The organism is Rhodovulum iodosum (assembly GCF_041020385.1).
GTDB classification, from domain to species: domain Bacteria; phylum Pseudomonadota; class Alphaproteobacteria; order Rhodobacterales; family Rhodobacteraceae; genus Rhodovulum; species Rhodovulum iodosum.
This window is the reverse complement of record NZ_JBEHHI010000003.1, coordinates 379,808-405,777: the sequence shown is the minus strand read 5'-3', so window position 1 is coordinate 405,777 and position 25,970 is coordinate 379,808. Positions and strand designations below refer to the sequence as shown.

Here is a 25,970-nt window from a genome sequence, read left to right as displayed (position 1 = left end):
CGCTCAGGCCCGGTGGGCGCCGTCGGCCAGCCCCTTCACGTAGTCGAGGATCTCGGTCACCGGCCGTCCGTCCTCGATCTGCTTGACGATGGCCGAGCCCACGACGGCGCCGTCGGCCACGCCTGCGATCGCCTCGGCCGCCTCGGGGCTCTTGATACCGAAGCCGACGATGACCGGCAGGTCGGTCTGCGCCTTGATCCGCGCCACCTCTGGCCCGACGTCGCCGGCCTGGGCGTTGGCCGCGCCGGTGATGCCGGTGATCGAGACGTAGTAGACGAAACCGGAGGTGTTCTGCAGCACCTTGGGCAGGCGCGCGTCGTCGGTCGTGGGCGTGGCGAGGCGGATGAAGTTCAGCCCGGCCGCCTGGGCGGGGATGCACAGCTCGTCGTCCTCTTCGGGGGGCAGGTCGACCACGATCAGCCCGTCGATCCCGGCCTCTTGCGCGTCTTTCAGGAAGGTCTCGACGCCGCGGTTATAGATCGGGTTGTAATAGCCCATCATCACGATCGGCGTGGTGTCGTCCGCGGCGCGAAAGGCGCGCGCCATGTCCAGCGTCTTTTGCAGGGTCTGGCCCGCCTCCAGCGCGCGCTGTCCGGCCAGCTGGATGGTCGGCCCGTCGGCCATCGGGTCGGTAAACGGCATGCCCAGTTCGATGATATCGACTCCAGCGTCCGGCAGCCCCCTCACGATCTCCAGCGACGTGGCGTAGTCGGGGTCGCCCGCCATCACGTAGGCGACGAAAGCCTTGCGGTTCTCTGCCTTGAGCGCGGCGAATTTGGCGTCGATGCGGGTCATGGGGTCCCCCTCTTTCTGGCTTATGCGGTTTGCGGCAGCAGCGCGGGAAAATCAATGGGCGCTTTGGTCTCCATGGCCGCAAGAGGTTTCGAAAAGCCCTGGCAAAATTCTTCGAAGAATTTTGCGCGGCACTCCGGCTTGACCTTCGTGCCCCCCGACCCCTACATGCGCGCGGACCAAGCGGAGAGACGGAAATGGGCTTCAAGACCGGCATCGTCGGCCTGCCGAACGTGGGCAAATCGACCCTTTTCAACGCGCTGACCCGGACTGCGGCGGCGCAGGCGGCCAATTTCCCCTTCTGCACCATCGAGCCCAACGTGGGCGAGGTGGCCGTGCCCGACCCGCGGCTGGACAAGCTGGCCGGGATCGCCGGGTCGAAGGCGATCATCCCGACGCGCATGACCTTCGTCGACATCGCCGGGCTGGTGAAGGGCGCCAGCAAGGGCGAGGGGCTCGGCAACCAGTTTCTGGCCAATATCCGCGAATGCGACGCCATCGCTCATGTGCTGCGTTGTTTCGAGGATGGCGACGTGACCCATGTGGAGGGCCGCGTCGACCCGGTGGCCGATGCCGAGGTGATCGAGACCGAACTGATGCTGGCCGACCTGGAAAGCATCGAGAAACGGCTGCAGAACATCGTGCGCAAGGTGCGGGGCGGCGACAAGGAGGCGGTGCAGCAGGAACGCCTGCTGAAAGTGGCGCTGGCGGCGCTGGAAGCGGGACGGCCTGCGCGCACCGTCGAGGTGGCCGAGGACGACCGCAAGGCGTGGGACATGCTGCAACTGCTGACCGCCAAGCCGGTGCTCTACGTCTGCAACGTGTCCGAGGACGAGGCGTCCGAAGGCAACGAACATTCCGCGGCCGTGGCGAAGATGGCCGAAGAGCAGGGCGCGGCCAGCGTGGTGATCTCGGCGAAGATCGAGGAAGAGATCAGCCAGCTCGATGCCGATGAGGCCGAGATGTTTCTTTCCGAACTCGGGCTTGAAGAGGCCGGTCTCGACCGGCTGATCAAGGCAGGTTACAAGCTATTGGAGTTGCAGACCTATTTCACCGTCGGACCCAAGGAGGCCCGCGCCTGGACGATCCCGACCGGGACGACCGGGCCAAAGGCGGCGGGCGTGATCCACGGCGATTTCGAGCGCGGTTTCATCCGGGCCGAGACAATCGCCTATGACGATTTCATAGCCTGCGGCGGCGAACAGGGCGCCAAGGATGCCGGCAAGATGCGCGCCGAGGGCAAGGCCTATGTCGTGCAGGACGGCGACGTGATGCACTTCCTGTTCAACGCCTGACCCCGCCTGCGCCTCAGGCGTAGGTCCGCTCTTCGATAGGGGTCGTTTCGATCATGCGATTCAGGGTGGCCAGCATCGCCTCTTCGGCGCGGTTCATCCTGGCCTGCGGGTTCCAGACGACATGCACGTCGATGGCCGGGCGCCGGTCATAGGGCGGCAGGGCCCAAAGCAGCCCGTCCTCGACGTCGCGGCGCACCACGTGCACCGGCAGCGGCCCGACGCCCAGGCCGGCGATGATCATGCGCCGGACCTCTTCGAGATGGCTCGACTGGCCGACGATCCGCTCGCCCAGCTCGGCCTCGGCGCGCATCAGCGTGACCGGGCGCAGCACGTCATGCAGCCTGTCGGTCTCGAAACTCACCGTCGGCAGGCCGGCAAGATCCTTTTGCTGCACATCCGCGCGCCCGAACAGCGCATGGGGCGGGCCGCAATAAAGGCCGAAGAACTCGCGATAGATGCGGCGGTATTCCAGCCGGGGGTTACGGTTGCGCACGAGGCAGATCGCCAGCGTCGCCGCCTTGGCGGTGACGGCGGCCAGCGCATCGCGGCTGGCCATGACGTCGATCGACAGCGTGGCCCGGGGATGTCGGGCGTGGAACTCGGCCAGGGCGGCGTCGAAGAGCGGACAGACAACGTGGCTGGCCACGGCGATCTTGACGCGGCCCTGCACCTCGTCGGCGACCTCGCGCATCAGGGTCGACAGCCGCAGGATCGAGCCCTGGATATCGACCGCCTCGCGGTACAGCAACTCGCCCGCCTCGGTCAGGTGGAAATGGCCCGGCCGGCGTTCGACCAGGCGCTTGTCCAGCCGCTCTTCCAGACGTTTCAGCGCGGCCGAAACGGTGGGTTGCTTGAGCCGCAGTTTCTCGGCGGCGGCGGTGACCGACCCCGATTCCGCCAACACGACGAAGGTACGCAGCAGGTTCCAGTCGAGTTCGCGCATCAGCCGGTCGGGGGCGTCGGGCGAAGGGTTGAGTATAGGTTTCATCTATAGCAGAAATTCCAATTATCTATTTGATCTATGTGTGGCATCCCGCCACGCTTCGTTCAACACCTCCTTGAACACGCAGGCTGGAATGTCCGTCGAAACCCGCGAAGCGCGACAGCCATGGATCTTGCTATCCCCCGCGCTCGGCGCGGTCGCGCTGCTGCTCTTCGTGCCGCTGGTTTTCATCGCGGTCTATTCGTTCTGGCTGCGCACGGCCACCGGGGCCGACCAGGTGGGGTTTTTCCTGGACAACTGGGCCGAGGCGCTGACTGACGAGTTTTACCGCGACATTCTGCTGAACACGCTCAAGATCGCCGCAATCACCACGCTGGTATGCGCGCTGATGGGGTATCCTGCGGCGTATTTCATCGCGCGGTCGAAGGGCAACAAGGCGGTGTTGCTGCTGCTTTTGATGCTGCCCTTCTGGATCAGCTACATCATCCGCACGATGAGCTGGATCAACATCCTCGGCGTCTCGGGGGCGGTGAACTGGCTGCTGACCGGCCTCGGGATCGTCTCCGAGCCGGTCCAGATGCTTTATAACGAGACCACGGTCATCCTGGGGCTCGTGCATTTCCTGCTGCCCTTCATGGTGCTGAACGTGTTTGTCAGCCTCGACGGGATCGACACCACGCTGGAAGACGCCGCCAATTCGCTGGGCGCCACGAAATGGCAGGCGTTCCTGCAGGTCACGCTGCCCCTGTCGCTGCCGGGGCTGGCCGCGGGGGGGCTGCTGTGTTTCGTGCTGGGGGCGGGCACCTATATCACGCCGCTGGTTCTGGGCGGACCCACCGACGCGATGTTCGCCAATCTCGTTTTCGAGGCGATCATCACCCAGCTCAACTGGCCGCTGGGCTCGGCGCTGTCGCTGATGCTGCTGGCTGTGCTTGGCGCGCTGGTGCTGATCTACAACCGCTACCTCGGCATGGCGCAGTTGATGAAGGGGCTGGGCTGATGGGCTGGACGCTGGTGCGGATATGGACGCTGCTGGTTTACAGCTTCATGTTCCTGCCGGTTGCAGTGGTCGTGCTGCTCAGTTTCAACGCCTCGCAGTTCGGCAGCTTTCCGATGACCGGGTTTTCGTTCCGCTGGTTCGTGGAACTGGCCCAGAACGAGGCGATCCTGAGGGCGTTCCGCACCTCGATCATCCTGGGGCTGATGACGGCGGCGATTTCGACCACGCTGGGCGTGCTGGCCAGCCTGGCCCTGGTCCGCTACCGGGTGCCGGGGGCGAACATGATCTCGACCCTTCTGATCGCGCCGATCCTGGTGCCCGAGGTGGTGCTGGCCGTCGCGCTGCTCTTGTTTCTCAACTTCCTCAACGTGAACAAGAGCTTCGCGCTGCTGTTGGCGGGCCATGTCATCTTTACGCTGCCCTTCGTCATCCTCGTGGTGCAGGCGCGGCTCGTCTCGATCCGGCGCGACATCGAGGAGGCGGCGCTGAGCCTGGGCGCAAGCCCGCGGCAGACCTTTTTCGAGGTGACGCTGCCGCTGATGCTGCCGGCGGTGCTGGCCGGGGCGCTTTTCGCCTTCACGATCAGCTTCGACGACATCACCGGCACGCTGTTCTGGAAACCCGGCGGTGTGGAAACGGTGCCCACCCAGATCTTCGCCATGCTCAGAAATTCCATCAGCCCCGAGATCAACGCGCTGGGCACTGTGATGATCCTCTTGACCGTGGGCCTGCCGCTTCTGGGCCTCGCCCTGGCCCGGGCGCTTTCGACAAGGCGCGGCGGATAGAACCGCGCCACGCATAAGAGATATCCAACAAGGAGACCGACATGACGAGACATATGGACGACACAACACGCTACGAACGCCTGCGCGAGCGCTACCTCAACGGCGATCTCGACCGCCGCGGCTTTTTGGGGATGCTGGGCGCGGCGGGGCTGGCCTACGGCGTACAGACGCCGTTTGCCAAATACGCCCGTGCCGCAGCCGAGCAGGTGCGCTTTGACGGCTGGGGCGGCGTGGTCAGCGAGGCATTCCGCGAATATGCCTTCGACCCCTATACCGCCAAGACCGGCGTCAACGTGGTCGACGGCACCTTCGGCGGGGCCGACGAATATCTCAGCCGCGTCAAGGCCAGCCAGCCCGGCGAGTACAACATCGCGCACCTGTCGGGCGTGTTCGACTATGTGCGCTACCACAACCTGGAGCTGTCCAGCGAGTTGAACGAGGCCAATATCCCCAACCTCGAAAACGTCATCACCGCGCTGGTCGATGTCTTGCGCAAACCCACGGGCGGGTCGCTCTCGGCGGTGCCCTACGATTACGGCACCACCGGGCTGGCCTATAACCGCAAGCATATCTCCGACGAGGAGATGAAGGAAAAAGGCGCCAAGCTGATGATCGATCCGGCCTACGAGGGCAAGATCGGCGGCTGGGGCGAGTGGAAGACGCGCATCTGGTACGCCGCGCTGCAGACCGATCAGGACCCCAACGCGGTTGCCGATATCGACGCCGTCTGGGACGCCGTGCGCACCCATCGGGACCTGGCGCTGAAATACTGGTCGTCGGGGGCCGAGCTGATGAGCCTGCTGGCCGAGGAAGAGATCTACGTCACCGAGGCGTGGTCGGGCCGGGTCAAGGCGTTGCAGGACCAGGGCCACGACATCGGCTATTACGACCCGCCGGGGGGCCTGGGCTGGCAGGAATGCCTGTTCGTGCTGCGCGGCTCGCCGATGCCGGAATGCGAGGAGTTGCTGAACTTCATGCTGGCGCCCGAAACCGCCATCGCGGTGGCCGAGGGACAGAACTATCCGCCGGCGCTGGACCCCAACAAGGTCGAGCTGACCGAGCAGGTCAAGGCGCTGCCGGCGTTCGACCCGACGGGCACGCTGGCCGGGCTCAACTTCTTCGACCCGCCTTACTGGAACAGCAAGGAGGCCGAGTGGTCCAAGACCTTCGGCCGCGTGCAAAAGGGCTATTGATGCCAGACGCCCCCGCCGGTTTGCGGCGGGGGCACCCTTCTGAAAGGTCCGGCCATGAGTTCCGTCATCCTGCGCGATATCGTCAAGCGCTTCGGCAGTTTCACCGCCGTCGAGAAAACATCGCTGGAAATTCCAGAGGGCGAGTTCGTGACCCTTCTCGGGCCGTCGGGCTGCGGAAAGACCACCACGCTGAGGATGATCGCGGGACTGCTGGACCCGACCGAGGGCGATATCGAGATCAAGGGCAAGCGGTTCAACGACATCCCGATCCACAAGCGCAATCTCGGGATCGTGTTTCAGAACTACGCGCTGTTTCCCCACAAGACCGTGGCCGAGAACGTGGCCTTCGGGCTGAAATACCGCGACGTGCCGCGCGACGAGGCGGCGCGCCGGGTGGCCGAAGCGCTGGCGCTGGTGCAGCTTCCGGACGTGGGCGACCGCTACCCCAAGCAGCTTTCGGGTGGTCAGCAACAGCGGATCGCGCTGGCCCGCGCCATCGTCATCGAGCCCGACGTGCTGCTCCTGGACGAGCCGCTCTCGGCGCTCGACGCCAACCTGCGCGAGGATATGCGGGTGGAGCTCAAGCGCATCCAGGACCGGATCGGCGTGACCACCGTGTTCGTCACCCATGACCAGTCAGAGGCGCTGGCCATGTCCGACCAGATCGTGGTGATGAGCGACGGCCGCGTGGAACAAGTCGGCCCGCCGCAAGAGGTTTACAACACCCCCGCCTCGGAATTCGTGGCCCAGTTCCTCGGCGCGTCCAACATCCTGCCCGCCCGCTGCACGGCGCGGGCCAATGGCCATGTCGCGCTCGATTCCGATGTTTTCGGCCAGATCGACGTCCCTGCTGAAAAGGCGCCGCTTGTGGTCGGCGAGGGCCCGGCCAAACTGGTCCTGCGGGCCGAAAAGCTTTTGCTGGCCGCGCTGGACACGCCCGCCAACGGCGAGATCGCCGTCGATGCCACGGTGGAAACCGTCGATTACCAGGGCCAGGCGGTGCGCTATTTCGTGCGCGCCGGCGACGCCCAGTTGCAGGCGATCAACATGATCGACCAGCGTCCCTTCTCCGAAGGCGCCCAGGTGTCGCTGCGGCTGCGCCCGCAGGACTGTGCAGCCCTTCCCGCATGAGGCCACGATGATCGACCGCCCGCCCAGCCACCTGTTCTACCAGGGCCGCAACCGCAAGCCCGTTCTCGACCAGGCCCGCGGCGTTTACATGTGGGACGTCGACGGCAAGCGGTATCTCGACGGCTCGTCGGGGGCGATGGTGTGCAATATCGGGCATTCCAACCCGCATGTGCTGGCCGCGATGCGCGACCAGATGGAGCGGGCGACCTTTGGCTATCGCCTCCATTTCGAGACCGAGGCCAGCGAGAAGCTGGCCGTGATGACCGCCGCCCGCACGCCCGAGGGGCTGAACAAGGTGTTCTTCGTTTCCGGCGGGTCCGAGGCGGTGGAAAGCGCGATGAAACTGGCGCGGCAATGGGCGGTGGCCACCGGGCAGGGGCAGCGGTGGAAGGTGATCTCGCGCACGCCGTCCTATCACGGCTGTACGCTTGGGGCGCTGGCGATCACCGGCTACGCGCCGCTGACCGCGCCTTTCGACCCGATGATGCGGCCCATGCCGAAAATCCCCGCGCCGCGCGCCTATCTCGACGGGCTTGACCCGGGCGACCCGCTGACGGGCCTGCATTACGCCGACATGCTGGAGGACTGCATCCTGCAAGAGGGCCCCGAGACGATCCTGGCCTTCATGGTCGAGCCCGTCGGCGGCGCGTCGACCGGCGCGCTGGTGCCGCCCGCGGGCTATTTGGAACGGGTGCGCGAGATCTGCGACACCTATGGCATCCTGATGATCGCCGACGAGGTGATGACCGGGGTGGGGCGCACCGGCCGCTTTCTGGCGACCGAGCATTGGGGCGTGGTGCCCGACCTGATCGTGATGTCGAAGGGCTATGCCGCCGGCTACGTACCGCTGGGCGCGATGGTGGCCCATGACCGGCTGGTCGACCCGGTGCTCGACGAGGGCGGGTTCCAGCACGGGTTCACCTATGCGGGCAACCCGCTGTCCTGCGCGGCCGGCGTCGCGGTTCTGGAAGTGGTCGAGCGGCAGGGCCTTTGCGCCAATGCCGATGCGATGGGCGACGTGCTCAAGGCCCGGCTCGAGGGCTTGATGGCGCGGTACCCGGTGATCGGCGACGTGCGCGGAAAGGGGCTGCTGCTTGCCTTCGAATTCGTTGCCGACCGCCACGGCATGAGACCGCTGCCGCGCGAGATGGCGGCCTATGACCGTTTCGTGCAGATCGCCTACGGCAACGGGCTGATCGTCTATTCGCGCCGCACGCGCGGCGGGATCGAGGGCGACCACATTCTCGTCTGCCCGCCGCTGATCGTGACCGAGGCCCATATTGACGAAATCATCGAAAAGCTGGACTTGTCGCTCGGCCAGTTCGTGGCCGAGATAGAACCGGCGCTGGCCGTGGGGGCGTGAGGGCAAACCATGTCGAAGATCATAATCACCTGCGCGCTGACGGGCTCGATCCACACGCCCTCGATGTCGCCCTACCTGCCGGTGAGTGCCGGCGAGATCGTCGAACACGGTCTCGCGGCGGCCGAGGCGGGCGCTGCGATCCTGCACCTGCACGCGCGCGACCCCGAGACCGGCCGGCCCTCGCCCGACCCGGCCCATTTCCGCGCCTTCCTGCCGCGGTTGAAACAAGGCTGCGACGCGGTGCTGAACATTTCGACCGGGGGCAATGCGACCATGACCCTCGAACAGCGGCTGGCCGCACCGCTGGAGGCCGAGCCCGAGATGTGCTCGCTCAACATGGGCACGATGAATTTCGCGCTTTATCCGATGGCCGAACGGCGCAACGAGTGGAAGCACGACTGGGAAAAGCCGTTCCTCGAAGGCTCGAACGATCTGGTTTTCAAGAACACGCCGCTGGATATCGCTACCGTGCTGGACAAGTTGGGCCGCGCGCGCGGCGCGCGGTTCGAGTTCGAGTGCTACGATATGAGCCATCTCTACATGCTGGCCCATTTCGCCGAGCGCGGCGCGGTCGAGCCGCCGTTTTTCATCCAGTTCGTCTTTGGCGTGTTGGGGGGGATGGGGGCCGACCCCGAGAACCTGACCCACATGGTGCGCATCGCCGACAAGCTGTTCGGCGACGGCTACATGTTCTCGGTGCTGGCCGCCGGGCGCCAGCAGATGCCGATGGCCGCGCAATCGGCCGGGATGGGCGGGCATGTGCGCGTCGGGCTGGAAGACAGCCTGATGATCGCCCGCGGAGAACTGGCACAAAGCAACGCCCAGCAGGTCGAAAAGGTGCGCGGCATCGTCGAGGCGCTGGGCCGCGAGGTGGCCACGCCCGCCGAGGCGCGCGCGATGCTGGGCCTGAAAGGCGCGGACAGGACAGCGATCTGAGCGATGGGCGAGACGATTATCCGCCCGGCGACCGAGGCCGACATCGACATGCTGGACGCGGGCCTGAGGCGCCTGTCGGAAGGGATGGGCGACAGCCACCGCGCCAGTGTCGCGGATTTGCGCCGGGCGGGTTTCGGCCCCCGGCCGTCCTTCCGGGCGCTCCTGGCCGAGGTCGACGGGGCGCTTGGCGGCCTCGCGCTGTTCTCGCCGGTGTTCTCGACGATGCGCGGGGCGGCGGGGCTATATGTCTCTGATCTGTGGGTCGCGGAGGCGGGCCGGGGGCAGGGGCTGGGCCGGCGCCTGCTGGCCCGCGCCGCGGGCGAGGCCGAAACGTTATGGGGCGCGCGTTTTCTGCGGCTGGTCGTCTACGACGACAACCCGGCCGCGCAGCGCTTTTATCGCCGACTGGGCCTGAGCGCGGACCGGCGCGAGATCCTGATGACACTGGACGAGGACGGGCTCGACGCCCTGGAAGGACGCATATGAAGGCGGTTTTCGACGAGCGGCAATGGGGCCACGACCCAAAGCATTTCATGGCCAACGGCGCGCGGCTGGCGAACCCCGAACAACCCCGCCGCATCGAGGTGCTGAAAGCGGCGGCCGAGGCGGCCGGCTGTGGCTTCGAGGTGCCGCAGGACGCCGGGCTTGGCCCCATCGCGGCGCTGCACAGCGCCGAATACCTGACCTTCCTGCGTAACATCTACACCCGCTGGCGCCGGATCGAGGGCGCCGGTGAAGAGGTGATCCCGAACATCCACCCGGCCAATCGCAGCGACAGCTATCCGAAATCGGCCGTGGGCCAGGCGGGGTACCACCAGGCCGACACGGCCTGCCCGATCGCCGCGGGAACCTGGGAGGCCGCCTATTGGTCGGCGCAAAGCGCGATCGCCGGCGCCGACCTGATCGCGGGGCCCGAGCGGGCGGCCTACGCGCTGTCGCGCCCGCCGGGGCACCACGCGTTCGGCGACCTTGCGGGCGGGTTTTGCTTTCTCAACAATTCCGGCATAGCGGCCGAGCGGCTGCGCGCGCGCGGGCTGCGCCCCGCGATCCTCGATATCGACGTGCATCACGGCAACGGCACCCAGGGCATCTTCTACGACCGGGACGATGTGCTGACCGTGTCGATCCATGCGGACCCGGCGCGGTTTTACCCCTTTTTCTGGGGCCATGCGCAGGAACGCGGCAGCGGGCGCGGGATGGGCTGTAACCTCAACCTGCCCCTGCCGCGCGGCACCGCGGACGACGACTATTTGCGCACGCTCGATACCGCGCTGGAGCGGATCGCGAATTTCGGCACCGACGCGCTGGTGGTTGCGCTTGGGCTTGACGCCTATGTTGGCGACCCGTTCAAGGGGCTCGCCGTCACCACGCCCGGCTTTGCCCGGATCGGCGCCGCGATCGCGGCGCTGGGCCTGCCGACGCTCTTCGTGCAGGAGGGCGGCTATATCTGCGATGGGCTGGGCGGCAATCTGACGGCCGTTCTGTCCGGATTTGAGGGCGCGCACCCATCCTGACCCGGCGCCGTGGCCGACGCTCCGCGCTGCTGCCATGTATCGCCTCTTGCCATCGCGCACCGCCGCGAACTGTCGCGGAAAACGGGCCCGACACCCGACCGGGCATATAGTGTCGGTCCACGGAACATTCATTGACAACAAGATTACATCAGGCAATTCGTCCAAGCGCGTTGGACCTCCGCAAAAAAAAAGATATGCAACTCTGAAGTCTCAACACAGGTGCACTGCATGAACGGCGGCGGCAACTCTCTTCTGCTCATTGCGCTTCTCCCCTTTCTGGGTGCCCTCGTGCCCGGCCTCATGATCCGCGCCGGCCGCACCGCCTGCGCGACATTCACGGCGGTTCCGACGATCCTGGCCCTGATCCTGCTGGGTGGCCTCGTGCCCTCGGTCCTGGCCGGAGAGACAGTGCAGGCCGAGATCGCGTGGCTGCCGCAACTGGGCCTGTCGGCCAGCTTCTTCCTCGACGGGTTGGGCCTGCTCTTTGCCGGGATGATTCTCGGCATGGGCCTCTTGATCACGCTTTACGCGCGCTACTACCTTTCCGGCGACGACCCGATGGGGCAGTTCTATACCTATCTGCTGCTGTTCCAGGGTGCGATGCTGGGCATCGTTATCTCTGATAACATTCTGCTTTTGCTTATTTTCTGGGAACTGACCAGCCTGACGTCGTTCTTGTTGATCGGCTATTGGAAACACCTGCCCGAGGGCCGGCAGGGCGCGCGGATGGCGCTGGCGGTGACCGGGGCAGGCGGGCTGGCGATGATCGGCGGGATGCTGATCCTGGGGCAGATCGCGGGCAGCTACGAGCTGACCGACATCCTGTCGGAAGGTGACGCGATCCGGGCGTCGGACTGGTACCTCCCGGCGCTCATCCTGATCCTGATCGGGGCCTTTGCCAAGTCGGCGCAGTTCCCGCTGCATTTCTGGCTGCCCCATGCCATGGCGGCACCGACGCCGGTGTCGGCCTATCTTCACTCGGCCACGATGGTCAAGGCGGGCATCTTCCTTATGGCGCGGATGTGGCCGGTGCTGTCGGGGACCGAGGCCTGGTTCTACATCGTCTCGACCACCGGTCTGGTAACGATGGTCCTGGGTGCGCTGATCGCGCTGTTCAAGGATGATCTCAAGGCGCTTCTCGCCTATTCGACGGTCAGCCACCTTGGGCTTTTGACGATGCTGCTGGGGTTCGGCACCAAGATTGCCGCGGTGACTGCCGTCTTTCACGTCATCAACCATTTCACCTTCAAGGCCGCGCTTTTCATGTCGGCCGGGATCATCGATCACGAGACCGGCACGCGCGACATCAGGCGGTTGGGCGGGCTCGCACGGCTGATGCCGGTGACGGCCGCGCTGGGCGCGGTCACGGCGCTGTCGATGGCGGGTATCCCGCTGCTGAACGGGTTCCTGTCGAAAGAGATGATGCTGGAAGAGGCCGCGCACACCGTCTGGGCCGGCAGCCATCTGGCGGTGCCGGTGGTGGCGACGCTGGGCGCCTTGTTGTCGGTGGCGTATTCGTTCCGCTTCGTGGCGCATGTGTTCCTCGGACCGGAGCGTGACGACTACCCGTCCAAGCCGCACGACCCACCCTTCGGCATGTGGGCGCCGCCGGCGCTGCTGGCGCTGCTGGTGGTGCTGATCGGCATCTTGCCGGCGGCCGTCGCGGGGCCGCTGGTGGCGGTGGCCGGCGGTGCCGTGGTCGGCGGGGAATTGCCCTATTATTCGCTCAAGATCTGGCACGGGATCACGCCGGCCCTGTTCATGTCGATCGCTGCGGTGGCCGGCGGTGCGGTGTTGCTGGCGTTGCATCGCCCGCTCGACCGCGCCTGGCGGGCCGCGCCCCGCCCCGAGGCCAAGGCCATCTTCGATGCGTTCGTCGCGCGGGCCGTCGCGCTGTCGGGCCGGATCACCACCGGTCTGCACAACGGCGCGATCAGCCGCTACCTGGCGATCTTCGTCTTGACGACCGTCGCGCTGGGCTTTCTCGCCTGGATGGGCGGCGACATGTCCGCGCCGACGCGCGCGCTGTTGCCGGTCCCGGCCGTTGTGGGCGTGGGATGGGTGCTGCTGATCGTGGCGACGATGCTGGTGGTCACGATGCATCGCTATCGGTTTCTGGCGCTTGTCCTGATCGGGGTCGTCGGGCTGATGGTCTCGTCGGGGTTCATCTACCTGTCCGCCCCCGACCTTGCGCTGACGCAGATCTCGGTCGAGACCGTGACGATCATGCTGCTGCTGCTGGCGCTGCATTTCATGCCAAAGACAACCCCGAGGGAAAGCCCGGTGATGCTGCGCGTGCGCGACGGGGCGATCGCAATTGCCGCCGGCGTGGGCGTCGCGGCCCTGTCGATGGTCTTTCTGCTGCGCGACTTCTCTTCGATCTCGCAATACTTCCTTGCCAATTCCTATGAGGGCGGGGGCGGCACGAATGTCGTCAACGTGATCCTCGTCGATTTCCGCGGCTACGACACCTACGGAGAGATCATCGTGCTGGGCATCGCCGGTCTGACGATCTTTGCGCTGATGGAAACATTGCTGAGCGGGCCCGCGGGCCGGCGGTTGCTGAACCGGGATTATTCCCGCGACCGGTCGCGCGACCGGCACCCGCTGATGATGGTGGTGGCCACGCGGGCGATGATGCCGATTGCGGCGATGGTGGGGGTCTTCATCTTCCTGCGGGGCCACAACCAGCCCGGCGGCGGGTTCGTCGCCGGGTTGGTCATGTCGATCGCGCTGTTGATGCAATACATGGCGTCGGGCTTTGCCTGGACGCAGGCGCGGCAACGGATCGAATATCACGCGATGATCGGCATCGGCGTGCTCGTCGCCGGGCTGACCGGGGCCGGTGCCTGGTTTGCCGGACAGCCCTTTCTGACCAGCGCCTTCGGCTATGTGCACCTGCCGCCCATCGAGGAATTCGAGCTGGCGACAGCGATGCTGTTCGATCTCGGGGTGTTTCTGACCGTGCTCGGCGCGGTGATGCTGATGCTTTACAGCCTTTCGCGCATCGCGCGGCGCGCTGGCGAAACCGTGAATGTCGAACCGATGGATTACGACCCCTCCAAGAGGGTGCAGGCCATCGAGCAGGAAGGGTCTTGATGTGGAGCTGATCGTCGCGAGTTCGGTCGGGATGCTGACCGCGGCCGGAGTTTACCTCGTGCTGCGGCTCAGGACTTTTCCGGTCATCCTCGGCCTCGCGTTTTTTTCCTACGCAGTCAACGTCTTCCTCTTTGCGACGGGACGGCTGGCCAGCGATATGCCGCCGATCCTGTCGAAATACGGCGAGGCCAGTTATACCGATCCACTGCCGCAGGCGCTGGTGCTGACGGCGATCGTGATCTCGTTCGGGATGACCGCGGTGCTGGTCATGGTGGCGCTCGGCGCCTACCTGGAGGCCGACCATGACCGGATCGACATGACCGACGACGAGACAGAACAGCCGCAGGGGACTGATACGGTCAAATGAACCACTGGATCATCGCGCCCGTCGTTCTGCCGGCCCTGCTGGCCCCGCTGATCGCCTTCGTGATGCGGCACGACTTCACATTGGCCCGCGCGGCGTCATTCGCCGGAACCATCGCCCTGACCGCCACCGCGCTGGGGCTGTTCGTTCTCGCCGCCGACGGGGGAACGCATGTCTACCGGCTGGGCGGCTGGCCGGCGCCGTTCGGGATCGTGCTGGTGCTCGACCGGTTATCGGCCATGATGGTCTTGCTTACCGCGCTACTTGCGCTTGTCGTATTGCTGCACGCGGTCTCGACCGGGTGGGATACGCGCGGCAGGCATTTCCATGCCCTGTTCCAGTTTCAGCTCATGGGGATCTGCGGTGCCTTCCTGACCGGCGACGCCTTTAACCTGTTCGTCTTTTTCGAGGTCCTTCTGATCGCCTCTTACGGGCTGATGATCCATGGCGGCGGCCGGGTGCGGATACAGGCCGGGCTGCAATACGTGGTGATGAACCTCGCAGGATCGACCCTTTTCCTGTTCGCCCTCGGCACGCTCTACGCGGCCACCGGGACGCTCAACATCGCCGATCTGGCCCTCAAGGTGGACAGCATTCCGGTCGAGGACGCGGCGCTTGTTCGCGTGGCGGCGACGCTGTTGCTTATCGTCTTCGCCATCAAAGCGGCGCTCTTTCCGATCCAGTTCTGGCTGCCGGCCACCTATGCCAACGCCCCCGCTCCGGTGGCTGCGCTCTTTGCGATCATGACCAAGGTCGGGGCCTATGCCATCGTGCGTATCTACACGATCGTTTTCGGCCCCGAGGTCGCCGCGACCACCGGCCTGCCCGAAACCTGGCTGTTCCCCGCCGCGCTGGTGACCATCGCCATCGGGTCTATCGGTGTGCTCGGCGCGCGCCGGCTGATGCCGATGCTGTCGTTCAGCGTTATCGCCTCGATGGGCACGCTGATGGTGGCGGTCGCGGTCTTCACGCCCTACGCCACGACCGCGGCGCTTTACTATCTGGTGCATTCCACCTTTGCGGCGGCGGCGCTGTTCCTGCTGGCCGATCTGATCGTCTCTCGCCGCGGCGGCGAAGACGGGCTGAGCCCGCGGAGCCCGACGGTGCAGAACGGGCTGTTCGCCGCGCTGTTTTTCGGCGCCGCGATCGGCATGGCCGGGATGCCGCCGCTCAGCGGGTTTCTGGGCAAGCTGATGGTGCTCGATGCGCTGCGCGACCCGTCCCATATGGTTTGGGGCTGGACCGTGATCCTTGTGGGCTCGCTTTTTCTCATCGTCGGGTTCGCGCGGGCGGGCAGCATCCTGTTCTGGAAATCGACGGTGACGCCCGTGCCCGAGGCGGCCGACAGCGCGGAAGACGAAGAGGAAGACGGCCAAGACCCGGCGAGCCCGCCACCGGCCGGCGCGCTGGAACTGGCGCCGGTGGTGGCCGCCATGGCGGCCATGGTCCTGCTTTCCGTACTGGCCGGGCCGGCGGCCTCATACCTCGAGGCGACATCGGCGCAATTGCACGACCGGTCGGGGTACATCACCGCCGTGCTGGGCATTCAGGAAAGGGACTGAGCAATGCTCAAGCGCGTCTTCCCACATCCGCTGTTGTCCCTCGCGCTGACCTTGGTCTGGCTGGGGCTGGTCAACACGATCACGCTGGGCAATCTCCTGCTCGGGGCCGTTCTGGGGATCGTGCTGTCCTTGTTGACGGCGCCCTACTGGCCGAACCGTCCGAAGATTCACAACCCCAAGGTGATCGTCGAATACGCCCTCGTCGTGCTGTGGGACATTGTCGTGGCCAATATCGAGGTTGCGCGGATCATCGCCTTCCGGCGCAATGCAGACATCCGCTCGAAATGGATCGTCGTGCCGCTGGAGCTGACCTCGGCCGAGGCGATCACCGTGCTGGCCGGCACGATCACCATGACGCCGGGCACGGTCTCGGCCATGCTTTCGGCCGATGGCGGCAGCATCCTCGTCCACTGCCTGCATACGGACGACCCCGACGCTGTTCGTGACACGATCAAATCCCGCTACGAGTGGCGGCTGAAGGAGATTTTCCAATGATTGAGGCCGCGCTGCACTTCGCTTTCGGCTGCTATGGGTTGGGGCTTCTCTTCAATCTCTGGAGGATCACGCGCGGGCCGGCCCTGGCGGACCGCATCCTTGCGCTCGACACGATGGTGATCAATCTCATCGCGCTGCTGATCCTTTTTGGGATATCGCAGGGCACCGTGATCTATTACGAGGCATCGATGCTGGTCGCGATGGTCGGCTTCGTTTCGACCGTCGCCTATTGCCGCTTTGTGTTGCGCGGCGACATCATCGAGTGAGGGCCGCAGATGGACGTTCTTATCGAAATCCTGGTCTCGCTCTTTCTCGTCATCGGGGGGCTGTTCGGCCTTGTCGGGTCGTTCGCGCTGATCAAGCTGCGAGACACCATGCAGCGCCTGCACGGGCCGACCAAGGCGACGACGCTGGGCGTGGGCGGGGTTCTCATCGCGTCGATGCTGTATTTCACCCTGGTGAAGGGCGGCTTTTCCTTCCACGAGCTGCTGATCACGCTGTTTCTGTTCCTGACCGCGCCGATCACGGCGAATTTCATCGCAAAGACGTTCATGCAGGCCCATGTGCGCAACGACGATCTGCCGGCGACCGAGCGCAGCTTCGGCTGGTCCCTTTTCGACGACCCGCCCAAAGCCATGGGCAACGGAGACGAGCCGGATGTCACGGAGGCCGAAAGCTATCCGCGCAACAGCTAACCGCTCCGCGGTGCTGTCAGACGAATGCGAACTGGTCTCTGCCAGGACGGTCACGCTGCCCCTTATCCCGCGCAAGGACCGCGCCACTCGGCGATAGCGGCGGTGCGGTTGGCCTTGAAGAGATGTCTGTTTGAGAGGCTGCGTTCCTGATTGGATTGGGTCGTGACGGAAGCGTGCACGGCGGCGAACTTCTGAAGGCTTCGTATCCACCGAAACCGAAGCATCGCTCACTCTCGTCATCGGAATGGCGAATGCGAATTCTCCGCTCTGTCGTTCATGCAACGACCGGTTTCCCGTCGAGCATCAGCACCGATCTTCCTAAAGGCGGCACAATCGGCACGGAGCTTGTCGCTGACGATGACCTCGGGTTGGCCATGCGTCCGCATGGCTTTCCTGCGGAATTTCAGCGCGGCGTTCTTGTCTCGTGTCTCAGCTACGAAGCTTTCGAGCACCTCGCCCTCATGATCCGTAGCTCACTGACGTGGCCACTGCTCAGCCCCTCCTTCATAACCCTCGAATACAACGGAAAAATCCGGCCGCAGCCGGATCGGGAGAACGCTTTCGCGGGGGCAAGTGGCGGAGGGGGTGGGTCTGGGGGCCAACGTTCTCCACCTCCTCGACGACTATTTTCAGGCAGTAAACCTATTTCGGATCAATAGGTTAGGATGCTCTGCTGATATCGATCGCCGCCGCGACTGCCTCCCCTAGTTCAGCATTTGAAACGGATTCCGGCAACCGAACCGGCTCGTGTCCCTTGATCCCCTCCCAAGCGCCGCGGCCGAGATGGAGCAACGGACGCAGTTCGATTGCGCCATCTCGCATGGTAACGGAAACCAGTCCTGCTCCGTTGTAGAGCGCCTTGCGGGTCTTGATGCCTGCACGACGTTTCAGGTCGTCCTCCTGCGCCCTGATCTCGTCTTCGGTCGGCGGGCGCATAACGGTGTCCCACTCGGGATGGTCGGGGGTGATGAAGCGGCTCGCGGCAAGCGCGTCGTGCACCGCTCTGCCGAGGTCCTCGCGCGGAGGTTCCGGATCCAGAAACGCCGCATAGCCCCTGGGATCGCCAACCGCCGCCCGATACACAGCCTGCGAGAAGATATGGGTAAAATGGCGGAGGGCTTCGACCGTCGCGACGCTCCTTCTCGCGGGTGGCGGCGAGGGTGGCGGTTTCGGCTTCCGTGCGTTCTGGGCCTTCAACTGGGCCAGTGCCTTTGCAAAGCTCATTGCACGAACCTCACGTTCACCTCGATCCCGCGATCGGTAGCATAGTCGATGGCGCGTTGAATTTGTATCACCTGTTCCGGGGTCGTGTTGAACGGCACAGCGAGTTCGAGGCGACGCGGCTCGATCTGCCCTGGTTGGATAGTGAAGTTGCGTCGCTGGCCATCCTCGAACAGCTCGATCCGGTCGATGTAGTCCCGCAGCCTGCCGAAGATGCGGCTCGGGCGATCGACATATGTGGGCGCTCGAGTGTCGAGCGTCTTGGCGCTCGTCGCGAGACCGCTATCAAAATCAAAGAAATCAAAGGTCGGGAACGTCGGCGGCGAACGCAGGCCATAGTCACCTCCGGCCTCCAGAAGGTCCTCCCACGGCTCGCCTTGCGACCGGATCGGGCCGGACCAGGCGATGCCGGGATTGTCGAGAACGTCCCAATCCGGCTCGGCCGGATGACGCCGCAGGCGCGCGATCTCCGCCGCGAGGGTGCCCACGAGACCATCTGGCGCATCGGGGCGGTGCCGCCGACCAAGTCGAGCCAGAAGTTTCGGCGCCAAAATGCCCGGCGCAATGTTGAGCCCCAGCATGGTCTCGAGCCACGCCCGTTCACGGATCGCATCCTCCAGTTGCGCTTGCGTCGCGAGACCCTCGCGATAGGCCTCATCGATCAACGCCACCCGGCGTTCGGTGGCCAAGACGTAGTCGGCAAATGCCTCTGCCAGCTCAGTCGCATTCTGAAACGCCGCGACGAACGTGGCGACGGCGGCGTCGATCCGGCGTCGTATCTCGGCAAGGTCTTCCGCCTCCTGCGGCGAGAGCGTGCCCAAGGCCTCTTCGACACGAAGGTTCACATAACGCCCGACTGCGCGGGCTTGGTCGGGGAACTCGGAAATCGACGTTACGACCTGCCCGAGGAATTCGCCGACGGCATCCCACGTGCCATCCCATTCCGCCGCCGCCCGTCCCGCCCAATAGGAGGCGCCCGTGTCAGGCAGATAATCGGGTTCATCCGGTAGATGGGGTACGGCCCAGCAGCGACAGTTGATGTCCTGGCCCGGGTGCTTGCCCTCCGGCGGCGGCGTGTCCCAATCGAAAACCTGGCCGGAATAATCCGCGTGGCTCTCGCGATCCTTTCCGTCGCCCTGCGATCTCCAGATGTATTGTTCGATTCCGAGCGCGCGCTGGCGCAACTCGTTGACCAGCCCGCGAAACCCGAGCGCGAGCCCCGCCTCCATCGCCTGCCGCACCGGCCGGAGCCTGGCGGGATGCGAATGCCATTCCGCCCATAGCGTTTCCATCCGCTGGTCCCAAGCGTCCAGCGTTGCCTCGCGGGCTTCGGTAAAGTCGGCTAGGTCGTCCCCGGTCAGGGGCGGCGAGAACGAGTCTGCGATCGCCGCGAGCAGCAGCCTGGCGTTTTCGGCGGCGATGTCGTCGAGTTGCTCCGCGAAGGCGTTCCGAAGCATCAGGTAGTTCGGGATCTCGGCCTTGATCGACAGATCGACCCGGCGCCCGAACCAGCCATGCGCCGATTTTAAAAACACAAACTCCCCGTTTCCCCCTGTCCGAAGAAACCGGTTGAAATCGTTCTGCATTAGGACACCGGTCATGGATTTCTTGGCCGGCAGCATGCCGCGTACCAGTCAACGGGTCGGCAACCGTGCGTGCGCACCCGATAAACGGTTGGATTTCAGGGGCGTTCGGGTGGCGGAGGGGATGGGCCTGACGTCCAACCTTCGCCAGTTGTTAAGTAATTGATATTGCTTGACTTAAATCAGCTGGCGCATGCCAGCCCTTCCGTGATGTCATCAGACAAGCCCGATGTCCGTCCCGCCTCTTTGGGCTAGGAACGCGTCGTTTTGAGCCGAAGCACTCTCCACTCTTACACATACATCCATCGACAGCAGATCGACGTTCGAACCAAGGAACGTGCCTGCCACCGGCGTGACCTGCGCGATGTTCCGGGCCACTGCGAGAGGTATTAAGTTTCCGGACCCGACGCTCCGGTTCGTTGGATCGAAGGCAATCCAACCAGCACCGGGGATAAATATTTCGACCCAGGCATGTGTAGATCCTGAACCCGCCGACCCTACGAGGCTTGTTTCGGGATCCGACAGATAGCCCGAGACGATGCGGGCCCCGAGGCCAAGACGGCGGGCTGCCTCTGCCAGCAGGACCGCGAAATCGCGGCACGAGCCCCATCCCCGGTCGAGGGTCTCGATCGGCGACTGGGTGCCTTCGTCATCGCGGCTTTGGTAGGAAATCTGCGTGAACACGCCATTGCTGATGTCCTTCAGCAGAGACAGTGTGTCGGTTGGGCGCGCCATGACAAAGCCCTCGACCCATCGGGCAAGGCGGTCGTCGGCGTCACCGTATTGCGGTACCGTCAACGCCCCCAGATCCGTCCATTCGTCGACGCCATAGACAAAGGGGTACTGGGCAGCCGATGCAGCGATGGCAAAGACCGGCCAGGCTGGCGCGGTCAGTTCCACGCTGGCGCGGCTTTCGATCACCAGATGATCTGTCGGACCGTCAAAGACGGCGGTGGCGATGGCGTTGCCGGCCACATCATGCGCCCAAGTTACGGTCGCAGTCGGCGCAATGGACAGATCATGCGAGAAAAGCCGCAATTCCCGTGTTTCGCGGGGACGCAACATCAGCCTGTGTGGTCCGAGAGAGACCGCATGACGGTATCGATAGGTTGTGGTGTGAACGATGTCGAGGCAGGCCAAATGAGGGTCCAGTGTGGTTCGAGGAAGACGGCACGCACGTCGATGCGGATCAGCGGCGGCGCGATGACCCGGAGCTATCGGGCACGGCGTTTCGCCAGGCGTTCAATCCCTTGCAGCGCCGGCAGATCCGCTCTCCGAAACCTTCGCTCCAGAACATGGTTTTGCACCGCAGGCATTGGCGTTCCTGCGGAACGTCGCGCCGGGCCCTTACGGTCACAATGTATGGCATTGCGCCTTCGGCCATGGCCCTGTCCGACATCAAATCTGTCCCGCTAAGTGGCGGCTGCGCGATCGCGACAGTGTTTCCGATCTTGAAGGCATTCCTTCGTTTTCGGCGGCCCGGATTGACGCATCGTCCCGCGTTCTTCGGGTGGTCGTCGCCGACGCCGGCACATTCAGATCGGGATCAGGCGTCCGGAGCCCAGAATAGAGATGTCGCAGATGTGCCTCGGAGACACCGTCGGCCTCCATAACGAGGCGCACCATCGGATCGGCCAGCATTTCCTCGAGAAAGAGGTCGGACAACGCCTTGCCCGTCAGCTTGTCTCTGGCGCGTGCGTGGTCGAGGTCGGCAAGGGAAACGGTCAGGGCCCGCGCAAGCCCGGGATGCGATATCCGCGGATGAAGCCTCACCAGGACGGAAGCCTTCCAGGCTGCGGGATCCTTTTGATCCGGGGGTGAAACCAACTCCGTTTCGATCTCGTACTCTCCCGCCGGTAGCGTCTCGTTGAAGCCGGGTACAGTGAACGGTCGGGCGAACACCGCGACGGTCTTGCTCGTCAGATCTTCCATCGACGTGTTCTTCCGTGCTGCTGCTGCTGCGGTTGGTTCGCGCCCCCTTTGAAAAGGGGGCGCGTGGCTTGTGTACGTCTCAAGATGTCTTGGACTTCGCTGGCGCTTCCTTGCCGGCGGCCTTGGACTCGTTCTCCTTGGCAGGGGTCTTCGCGGTCTCGGCCGGCTTCGGCTTCATTGCGGCCGCAGCCCTGGCGGTCAGGTCCTTGAAGGACATGTCATCGATCCTTTGATTGGCCGACGCCATCTCCTCGTCCATGGCGGACCGGGATGCTTGGCATCGGCACTATCTATATGGGGATCGACGACCCGATTTACGATGGCGCATCGACAAGGAGGCCGAGGTGAGTCAGGCCAATTCATCCGTCCACACCTTGAATTCCGTCAATATGTTCTGACCGAATGTCTGGGTCAAAGGGACATCGGCGGCATCGCGGCCGCGCGCGATCAGAATTCTCGCAAACCTCGGCTTGTTGTTGCGCGGGTCAAACATGTGCCATTCACCAGAAAGAAAGACCTCCATCCACGCGGCGAAATCGCCGGGCGGGTGAGGAAGAGGCTCCCCGATGTCGCTTAGATATCCGGTGCAGTAGCGGGCCGGAATGTTCATGCAACGGCATAAGGCGATGGCGAGGTGGGCAAAGTCGCGGCAAACACCCTGCCGCTCGGCCAGGGTCTGCGATGCGGTTCGCGTCGCCTTCGCCTGCATGTAGTCGAAGCGGACATTTCCGTGCACGAAATCGCAGATCGCCTGAACGCGCGGCCATCCGGGTTCAGTGATCTCGAAAAGGCGCCACGCTTCCTCAGACAGAAGGTCGGTATCGCAATATCGGCTTCCCTGCAGAAACACGAGGGTCTCGAACGGCAGATCCTGAACCGCGTGCTGCTGCGCGCCCGGGGACGCGGGATCCGGCAGGCCCGTGTCGCGGAAGATGCCATCCGTTGAGATGCAGAAGTCGCCCGCCGGCGCCATGAGGCGCGTACACCAGTTGCCGAAGCCGTCCCGGTAGCTTTCGAGCGGCACGCTCGGCGACGCAACCAGGTAATCGGCGCGCTCCAGATCGCCAAAGCGCGAGTAGTGGACGTTCAGCAGCGCGATCAGCGGCGTCGGCTGGGGGAAGCTGTATCGCAGACGACACCCGATGCTGACGCGCATGCCGGATACAGGGCCGCGCCTTGTCATATCACGATCACCGTCCAAGGATGCACGCCCCGTCGGAGAGCTGGAAGCCTCTATTGCAGCTCCACCGATTGCCGGATCGGTCGAGATAGGCGTTCAACGGCAAATCGATAGCGACGCAGGCGCCGCTCAGCGGCTTGTATCCACGCTCACAGCTCCAGCCCCGTCCATAGGATGCTTGGTCGAGAAACGCGTTTGCAGGCACCACGATGGCATCGCATCGGTCGTCGATCCTGACGAACCCTCTCTCGCAAGCCCAGACAGCGCCATAGTTTGCGTTGGTCAGATATGCGTTGGCCGGCACGGCAATCGGCACGCAGGCGCTGGAACTGGCCGTGAAACCGCGCTCGCAGGTCCAACCGGAGCCTGAGGTGTCGTCGGTGAGATAGGCGTTGTCTGGCAGGACGATTGGCACACATGCGTCGCGCTCTTGCCGGTAACCGCGTTCGCATTTCCAATCGTAGCCCGAAGACCGGAGGAAGGCGTTGGCGGGCACCGGGATGGAATTGCAGGACGTCCCGCTCACTTCCTCATATCCACGGTCGCACTCCCACCCCGTCCCGTAGGAGCGCCCGGTTGGATAGGCATGCTCGGGGATATCAAGCGCCAGGCATTCGTCGCCTTCCACCCGGTAGCCGAGATCGCAGACCCATCCGCCACCATAACTGCGCGCCTGAGCGTTCTGAGGCATCGGGCCGGTGCCATCCTGCGCAAGGACGGGGAAAGCGAAGGATGCGATCACACCGGCCGCGAAAGAGAGTTTCGAGATCAGTCGTGCCAGCGGATGCCTCCTTGGTTTCCTGTCGAGCGCTCGTCTTCCGGGTTCGGTAGGCTCCGAAGGTGTCGCCAGCGGGGTTTCCGCGTGCAACATGGACTGTTCCGCTCTGAATGACGTGGCGTGAACCATTTCGTTGCCGCTCAAAGCTCGAGGGCCGCGAGACAGGCTTGCGCGATGTCCCGGTCAGGCGCGTCGGCTCCGGGAACCGTCGCCCAGCCCGCCGCCATGACGGCGTCGCGCCGCTGAAAGGCCGAGGCGGCCCGGATCGTTTCCAGCTTCTCCGCCCGCGCCGGATCGGACTGCGCCATGTCGAGGCACACCGGTACCATGGAGGCGACGACATCGTCTCGGAACATCGCCATCGCCCGGTCATTTGCGGTTCCGCCGGTCACCCAGCCGCCCCACGAAAATCCGACGACGCCGACGAAGACAGCGCCGATCACGGCACCATAGATACCGGGTTTTAGCCATTCGGGAGTGTTCATGTTTCATCCTCCTGCGGGGAAAGCGCCGCATCGCTGTGATCGTTCTTCTTGGTTGCGCCCTGGTCCCGGCTCAGCGCCTCTTTAAAGTCGCTGTCGGAAATTGCGCGTAGCTCGGAGCGTCCCGCATGACGGCCCCTGCCGCGCACCGTCAGGTAGGTCGCCGTCCGACGGTAAGCCTCGAAGCTCAGCCCGCGGAGAAGCTCCTCTTCGACGAGAACTTCGTATTCACCCGCGGGCAAATCGCCCGGGTATCCCGGCACGGTGAACGGGTTCGAAAACCTCACCGTCGATCTGGTCGACCGCATGTTCATATCTGGTCTCCGCAATTTTGGCAGATGCGTCGCTCATCACTGTCGACGGCTCCTTGGAGTCCGGGCGCGACCTGTCGAACGCTTTCCCCGTTTGTAGTTCATGATCGTTCGCCTTGCGCTGACACAGGTTAGTCCCTGGCACCGAACCGTTTGCGAACTCACTCGGAACACTCAACGACACTGACCTGTGTAAGGGCGCAAGGATCGACCTGCGTCTATGCATGGGGAAACAGAGGCGAGCTGCGTCCCTGCAACCAAGGAATGGAACGACGATGGCCACACCCAATGTCCTCAACCCGCACCCGCCCGAATTCGAGCGATTTCTCTATGCCTCGGTCGGCGAGGACCGAAACGGTTATGTCGTGACGGTCCTCTCCACGCTCGCGCGCCTCGGCCTCGATCCATGGAAAGAAGCCGCTGAACTGGTCACGCTGGGACGTGACGCGGCGCAAGCGCGGTTGGGAACGCGGCTTGCCCGATTTCGGGATGTTCCCACGCTCGCAAGCGATCACGGCAGAGTCGCGCGAGACCTGAGCCAACTGCTCCCAGATGGCCCGACATCAGGTACCCTGAAGCGAGCTTCCGCGACGGTGGCGGACGGCCACTCGGGCACAACCGGGGTGATCTGGGCGGTACTCGCGATCATCTTTGTGCTGTTTCAAGTGCTTACGTTTGGCGGATCGGGGTCAGGCGAATGACCGTTTCCACTCAGACCACCAAGACAAAAGGTCATGCGGCGCACAAGGCTGGGACGCTATCGCCTGGCGAACAAGGCGTACTATGGGACATGGAGGAACACTTCTGGACCAGTGGCACCGACAATGCGCGGGCGACGACAGCAACCAACGCCGTCATGGTCTTCCCCTATCCGCCCGGCATCCTCCAGGGCGACCAGATCTGGCCCCATCTTCGCGAGAGAACGGGCTGGCGCTCCGTCGTCATGGCCGAACGGCGCGTGACGCGGTGTCATGACATCGCCATTCTCACCTACCGGGTCTCGGCAGAGAAACCCGATGTGCCGATCTACAAGGCGCTCTGCGCCTCTACGTACCTCAACGATGACGACACCTGGCTGAGGATCTCCCACCAGCAAACCATGGTGGCCTGAGGGCCGCAGTGTCATTCGACCTGCCGCACGCGCCGGGACTAATCTGCGTCAGTGCGGCGGGGCGCTGACATCGGCTAGGTGAGATGTGCCCGCCGTATATTTGGTAAGGCATTTTTTTCCGAGTACCTGAGAAGCGTGTGGGCGTGCCGAACCCCAAAAGGTCGGCATGTCGGCGCGCTTCTTATTCTCGGAACGTCCATGAAAG

Annotated in this window: 28 protein-coding genes and 1 pseudogene; 17 read left to right on the top strand and 12 right to left on the bottom strand. The window is 64.4% G+C overall.

The features are described 5' to 3' along the window. Positions 1-3 precede the first annotated feature (3 nt). Entirely contained in the window at positions 4-795 is a 792-nt protein-coding gene (gene trpA, locus Ga0609869_RS15995; RefSeq protein WP_125404640.1) for a tryptophan synthase subunit alpha, read from the bottom strand. 194 nt (positions 796-989) lie between these two features. On the opposite strand from trpA, the gene ychF reads away from it, so the two are divergent. After that, positions 990-2,087, top strand: coding sequence for a redox-regulated ATPase YchF (ychF, locus tag Ga0609869_RS15990; RefSeq protein WP_125404641.1), 1,098 nt, complete (start codon positions 990-992; stop codon positions 2,085-2,087). A 13-nt stretch (positions 2,088-2,100) separates the two neighbouring features. Here ychF and Ga0609869_RS15985 read toward each other — a convergent pair whose 3' ends face one another. After that, positions 2,101-3,075, bottom strand: a complete 975-nt coding sequence (locus Ga0609869_RS15985; protein WP_125404643.1) for a LysR family transcriptional regulator — start codon at positions 3,073-3,075, stop codon at positions 2,101-2,103. A gap of 88 nt (positions 3,076-3,163) precedes the next feature. Between Ga0609869_RS15985 and Ga0609869_RS15980 the strand changes: the two genes are divergently transcribed. The 14 genes from Ga0609869_RS15980 (at position 3,164) to Ga0609869_RS15915 (ending at position 17,167) form a co-directional block, all read left to right on the top strand. Beyond that, positions 3,164-4,030, top strand: a complete 867-nt coding sequence (locus Ga0609869_RS15980; RefSeq protein ID WP_125404645.1) for an ABC transporter permease — start codon at positions 3,164-3,166, stop codon at positions 4,028-4,030. Then, positions 4,030-4,815, top strand: coding sequence for an ABC transporter permease (locus Ga0609869_RS15975; protein WP_125404647.1), 786 nt, complete (start codon positions 4,030-4,032; stop codon positions 4,813-4,815). The genes Ga0609869_RS15980 and Ga0609869_RS15975 overlap by 1 nt, the downstream gene beginning before the upstream one ends. 53 nt (positions 4,816-4,868) lie before the next feature. Then, positions 4,869-6,008 (top strand): ABC transporter substrate-binding protein, encoded by a 1,140-nt coding sequence (locus tag Ga0609869_RS15970; protein ID WP_125404649.1) that lies wholly within the window; start codon positions 4,869-4,871, stop codon positions 6,006-6,008. Between the two features lie 54 nt (positions 6,009-6,062). Further along, entirely contained in the window at positions 6,063-7,139 is a 1,077-nt protein-coding gene (locus Ga0609869_RS15965; RefSeq protein WP_125404651.1) for an ABC transporter ATP-binding protein, read from the top strand. A gap of 7 nt (positions 7,140-7,146) precedes the next feature. Continuing rightward, complete coding sequence (locus Ga0609869_RS15960) at positions 7,147-8,502, top strand: aminotransferase family protein (protein WP_125404653.1); 1,356 nt, start codon at positions 7,147-7,149, stop codon at positions 8,500-8,502. A 9-nt stretch (positions 8,503-8,511) separates the two neighbouring features. Continuing rightward, positions 8,512-9,438 (top strand): 3,5-dioxohexanoate:acetyl-CoA acetone transferase, encoded by a 927-nt coding sequence (gene kce / locus Ga0609869_RS15955; protein ID WP_125404655.1) that lies wholly within the window; start codon positions 8,512-8,514, stop codon positions 9,436-9,438. Between the two features lie 3 nt (positions 9,439-9,441). After that, positions 9,442-9,924: a GNAT family N-acetyltransferase gene (locus Ga0609869_RS15950; protein WP_125404657.1), complete on the top strand. Its 483-nt coding sequence runs from the start codon at positions 9,442-9,444 to the stop codon at positions 9,922-9,924. Next, the gene (locus Ga0609869_RS15945) at positions 9,921-10,952 is read left to right on the top strand and encodes a histone deacetylase family protein (protein WP_125404659.1); all 1,032 of its coding nucleotides are present in this window, start codon (positions 9,921-9,923) and stop codon (positions 10,950-10,952) included. The genes Ga0609869_RS15950 and Ga0609869_RS15945 overlap by 4 nt, the downstream gene beginning before the upstream one ends. Positions 10,953-11,180: 228 nt before the next feature. After that, on the top strand, positions 11,181-14,051 hold the full coding sequence (locus Ga0609869_RS15940) for a monovalent cation/H+ antiporter subunit A (RefSeq protein WP_125404661.1): 2,871 nt from the start codon (positions 11,181-11,183) through the stop codon (positions 14,049-14,051). Position 14,052: 1 nt separating this feature from the next. Beyond that, positions 14,053-14,418: a Na+/H+ antiporter subunit C gene (locus tag Ga0609869_RS15935; RefSeq protein WP_125404663.1), complete on the top strand. Its 366-nt coding sequence runs from the start codon at positions 14,053-14,055 to the stop codon at positions 14,416-14,418. After that, on the top strand, positions 14,415-15,977 hold the full coding sequence (locus Ga0609869_RS15930; protein WP_125404665.1) for a monovalent cation/H+ antiporter subunit D: 1,563 nt from the start codon (positions 14,415-14,417) through the stop codon (positions 15,975-15,977). Before Ga0609869_RS15935 ends, Ga0609869_RS15930 begins: the two co-directional genes overlap by 4 nt. A 3-nt stretch (positions 15,978-15,980) precedes the next feature. Next, positions 15,981-16,472: a Na+/H+ antiporter subunit E gene (locus Ga0609869_RS15925; RefSeq protein WP_125404667.1), complete on the top strand. Its 492-nt coding sequence runs from the start codon at positions 15,981-15,983 to the stop codon at positions 16,470-16,472. Next, the gene (locus Ga0609869_RS15920) at positions 16,469-16,738 is read left to right on the top strand and encodes a K+/H+ antiporter subunit F (protein ID WP_125404669.1); all 270 of its coding nucleotides are present in this window, start codon (positions 16,469-16,471) and stop codon (positions 16,736-16,738) included. Before Ga0609869_RS15925 ends, Ga0609869_RS15920 begins: the two co-directional genes overlap by 4 nt. Before the next feature lie 9 nt (positions 16,739-16,747). Next, entirely contained in the window at positions 16,748-17,167 is a 420-nt protein-coding gene (locus Ga0609869_RS15915; RefSeq protein ID WP_125404671.1) for a Na+/H+ antiporter subunit G, read from the top strand. A 62-nt stretch (positions 17,168-17,229) separates the two neighbouring features. Here Ga0609869_RS15915 and Ga0609869_RS15910 read toward each other — a convergent pair. From Ga0609869_RS15910 to Ga0609869_RS15865, 10 genes and pseudogenes are all read right to left on the bottom strand, one after another. Beyond that, positions 17,230-17,640, bottom strand: a pseudogene (locus Ga0609869_RS15910) (DDE-type integrase/transposase/recombinase); the annotation flags it as partial. A gap of 187 nt (positions 17,641-17,827) precedes the next feature. Next, positions 17,828-18,391, bottom strand: a complete 564-nt coding sequence (locus tag Ga0609869_RS15905) for a contact-dependent growth inhibition system immunity protein (RefSeq protein ID WP_125404674.1) — start codon at positions 18,389-18,391, stop codon at positions 17,828-17,830. Beyond that, positions 18,388-20,010, bottom strand: a complete 1,623-nt coding sequence (locus tag Ga0609869_RS15900; RefSeq protein WP_125404676.1) for an endonuclease toxin domain-containing protein — start codon at positions 20,008-20,010, stop codon at positions 18,388-18,390. Before Ga0609869_RS15900 ends, Ga0609869_RS15905 begins: the two co-directional genes overlap by 4 nt. Positions 20,011-20,187: 177 nt before the next feature. After that, the gene (locus tag Ga0609869_RS15895; protein WP_125404677.1) at positions 20,188-21,111 is read right to left on the bottom strand and encodes a transglutaminase family protein; all 924 of its coding nucleotides are present in this window, start codon (positions 21,109-21,111) and stop codon (positions 20,188-20,190) included. A gap of 258 nt (positions 21,112-21,369) precedes the next feature. Beyond that, the gene (locus tag Ga0609869_RS15890) at positions 21,370-21,903 is read right to left on the bottom strand and encodes a hypothetical protein (protein WP_125404679.1); all 534 of its coding nucleotides are present in this window, start codon (positions 21,901-21,903) and stop codon (positions 21,370-21,372) included. Between the two features lie 79 nt (positions 21,904-21,982). Then, positions 21,983-22,162 carry a hypothetical protein gene (locus Ga0609869_RS15885; protein ID WP_125404681.1) on the bottom strand — a complete coding sequence of 60 codons (180 nt, stop codon included), beginning with the start codon at positions 22,160-22,162 and terminating at the stop codon, positions 21,983-21,985. Positions 22,163-22,252: 90 nt separating this feature from the next. Beyond that, positions 22,253-23,059, bottom strand: a complete 807-nt coding sequence (locus Ga0609869_RS15880; RefSeq protein ID WP_125404683.1) for a transglutaminase-like domain-containing protein — start codon at positions 23,057-23,059, stop codon at positions 22,253-22,255. A 34-nt stretch (positions 23,060-23,093) separates the two neighbouring features. Continuing rightward, positions 23,094-23,954 carry a hypothetical protein gene (locus Ga0609869_RS15875; RefSeq protein WP_125404685.1) on the bottom strand — a complete coding sequence of 287 codons (861 nt, stop codon included), beginning with the start codon at positions 23,952-23,954 and terminating at the stop codon, positions 23,094-23,096. A 47-nt stretch (positions 23,955-24,001) separates the two neighbouring features. Continuing rightward, the gene (locus Ga0609869_RS15870; RefSeq protein WP_125404686.1) at positions 24,002-24,346 is read right to left on the bottom strand and encodes a hypothetical protein; all 345 of its coding nucleotides are present in this window, start codon (positions 24,344-24,346) and stop codon (positions 24,002-24,004) included. Next, positions 24,343-24,657, bottom strand: coding sequence for a hypothetical protein (locus Ga0609869_RS15865; RefSeq protein ID WP_170168802.1), 315 nt, complete (start codon positions 24,655-24,657; stop codon positions 24,343-24,345). Before Ga0609869_RS15865 ends, Ga0609869_RS15870 begins: the two co-directional genes overlap by 4 nt. A gap of 272 nt (positions 24,658-24,929) precedes the next feature. On the opposite strand from Ga0609869_RS15865, the gene Ga0609869_RS15860 reads away from it, so the two are divergent. Further along, positions 24,930-25,355, top strand: coding sequence for a hypothetical protein (locus Ga0609869_RS15860; RefSeq protein ID WP_125404688.1), 426 nt, complete (start codon positions 24,930-24,932; stop codon positions 25,353-25,355). Then, complete coding sequence (locus Ga0609869_RS15855; protein ID WP_245972221.1) at positions 25,352-25,765, top strand: hypothetical protein; 414 nt, start codon at positions 25,352-25,354, stop codon at positions 25,763-25,765. The genes Ga0609869_RS15860 and Ga0609869_RS15855 overlap by 4 nt, the downstream gene beginning before the upstream one ends. Positions 25,766-25,970: the final 205 nt, after the last annotated feature.

Coding starts and splice junctions, on each gene's coding strand:
- Ga0609869_RS15930 (WP_125404665.1), top strand. CDS start 14,415: ATGAACCACTGGATCATCGCGCCCGTCGTTCTGCCGGCCCTGCTGGCC.
- Ga0609869_RS15985 (WP_125404643.1), bottom strand. CDS start 3,075: ATGAAACCTATACTCAACCCTTCGCCCGACGCCCCCGACCGGCTGATG.
- trpA (WP_125404640.1), bottom strand. CDS start 795: ATGACCCGCATCGACGCCAAATTCGCCGCGCTCAAGGCAGAGAACCGC.
- Ga0609869_RS15945 (WP_125404659.1), top strand. CDS start 9,921: ATGAAGGCGGTTTTCGACGAGCGGCAATGGGGCCACGACCCAAAGCAT.
- Ga0609869_RS15855 (WP_245972221.1), top strand. CDS start 25,352: ATGACCGTTTCCACTCAGACCACCAAGACAAAAGGTCATGCGGCGCAC.
- Ga0609869_RS15870 (WP_125404686.1), bottom strand. CDS start 24,346: ATGAACACTCCCGAATGGCTAAAACCCGGTATCTATGGTGCCGTGATC.
- Ga0609869_RS15860 (WP_125404688.1), top strand. CDS start 24,930: ATGGCCACACCCAATGTCCTCAACCCGCACCCGCCCGAATTCGAGCGA.
- ychF (WP_125404641.1), top strand. CDS start 990: ATGGGCTTCAAGACCGGCATCGTCGGCCTGCCGAACGTGGGCAAATCG.
- Ga0609869_RS15905 (WP_125404674.1), bottom strand. CDS start 18,391: ATGAGCTTTGCAAAGGCACTGGCCCAGTTGAAGGCCCAGAACGCACGG.
- Ga0609869_RS15890 (WP_125404679.1), bottom strand. CDS start 21,903: ATGGAAGATCTGACGAGCAAGACCGTCGCGGTGTTCGCCCGACCGTTC.
- Ga0609869_RS15965 (WP_125404651.1), top strand. CDS start 6,063: ATGAGTTCCGTCATCCTGCGCGATATCGTCAAGCGCTTCGGCAGTTTC.
- Ga0609869_RS15940 (WP_125404661.1), top strand. CDS start 11,181: ATGAACGGCGGCGGCAACTCTCTTCTGCTCATTGCGCTTCTCCCCTTT.
- Ga0609869_RS15960 (WP_125404653.1), top strand. CDS start 7,147: ATGATCGACCGCCCGCCCAGCCACCTGTTCTACCAGGGCCGCAACCGC.
- Ga0609869_RS15980 (WP_125404645.1), top strand. CDS start 3,164: ATGTCCGTCGAAACCCGCGAAGCGCGACAGCCATGGATCTTGCTATCC.
- Ga0609869_RS15950 (WP_125404657.1), top strand. CDS start 9,442: ATGGGCGAGACGATTATCCGCCCGGCGACCGAGGCCGACATCGACATG.
- Ga0609869_RS15885 (WP_125404681.1), bottom strand. CDS start 22,162: ATGGACGAGGAGATGGCGTCGGCCAATCAAAGGATCGATGACATGTCC.
- Ga0609869_RS15975 (WP_125404647.1), top strand. CDS start 4,030: ATGGGCTGGACGCTGGTGCGGATATGGACGCTGCTGGTTTACAGCTTC.
- Ga0609869_RS15970 (WP_125404649.1), top strand. CDS start 4,869: ATGGACGACACAACACGCTACGAACGCCTGCGCGAGCGCTACCTCAAC.
- Ga0609869_RS15865 (WP_170168802.1), bottom strand. CDS start 24,657: ATGAACATGCGGTCGACCAGATCGACGGTGAGGTTTTCGAACCCGTTC.
- Ga0609869_RS15920 (WP_125404669.1), top strand. CDS start 16,469: ATGATTGAGGCCGCGCTGCACTTCGCTTTCGGCTGCTATGGGTTGGGG.
- kce (WP_125404655.1), top strand. CDS start 8,512: ATGTCGAAGATCATAATCACCTGCGCGCTGACGGGCTCGATCCACACG.
- Ga0609869_RS15880 (WP_125404683.1), bottom strand. CDS start 23,059: ATGCGCGTCAGCATCGGGTGTCGTCTGCGATACAGCTTCCCCCAGCCG.
- Ga0609869_RS15925 (WP_125404667.1), top strand. CDS start 15,981: ATGCTCAAGCGCGTCTTCCCACATCCGCTGTTGTCCCTCGCGCTGACC.
- Ga0609869_RS15900 (WP_125404676.1), bottom strand. CDS start 20,010: ATGCTGCCGGCCAAGAAATCCATGACCGGTGTCCTAATGCAGAACGAT.
- Ga0609869_RS15915 (WP_125404671.1), top strand. CDS start 16,748: ATGGACGTTCTTATCGAAATCCTGGTCTCGCTCTTTCTCGTCATCGGG.
- Ga0609869_RS15875 (WP_125404685.1), bottom strand. CDS start 23,954: ATGTTGCACGCGGAAACCCCGCTGGCGACACCTTCGGAGCCTACCGAA.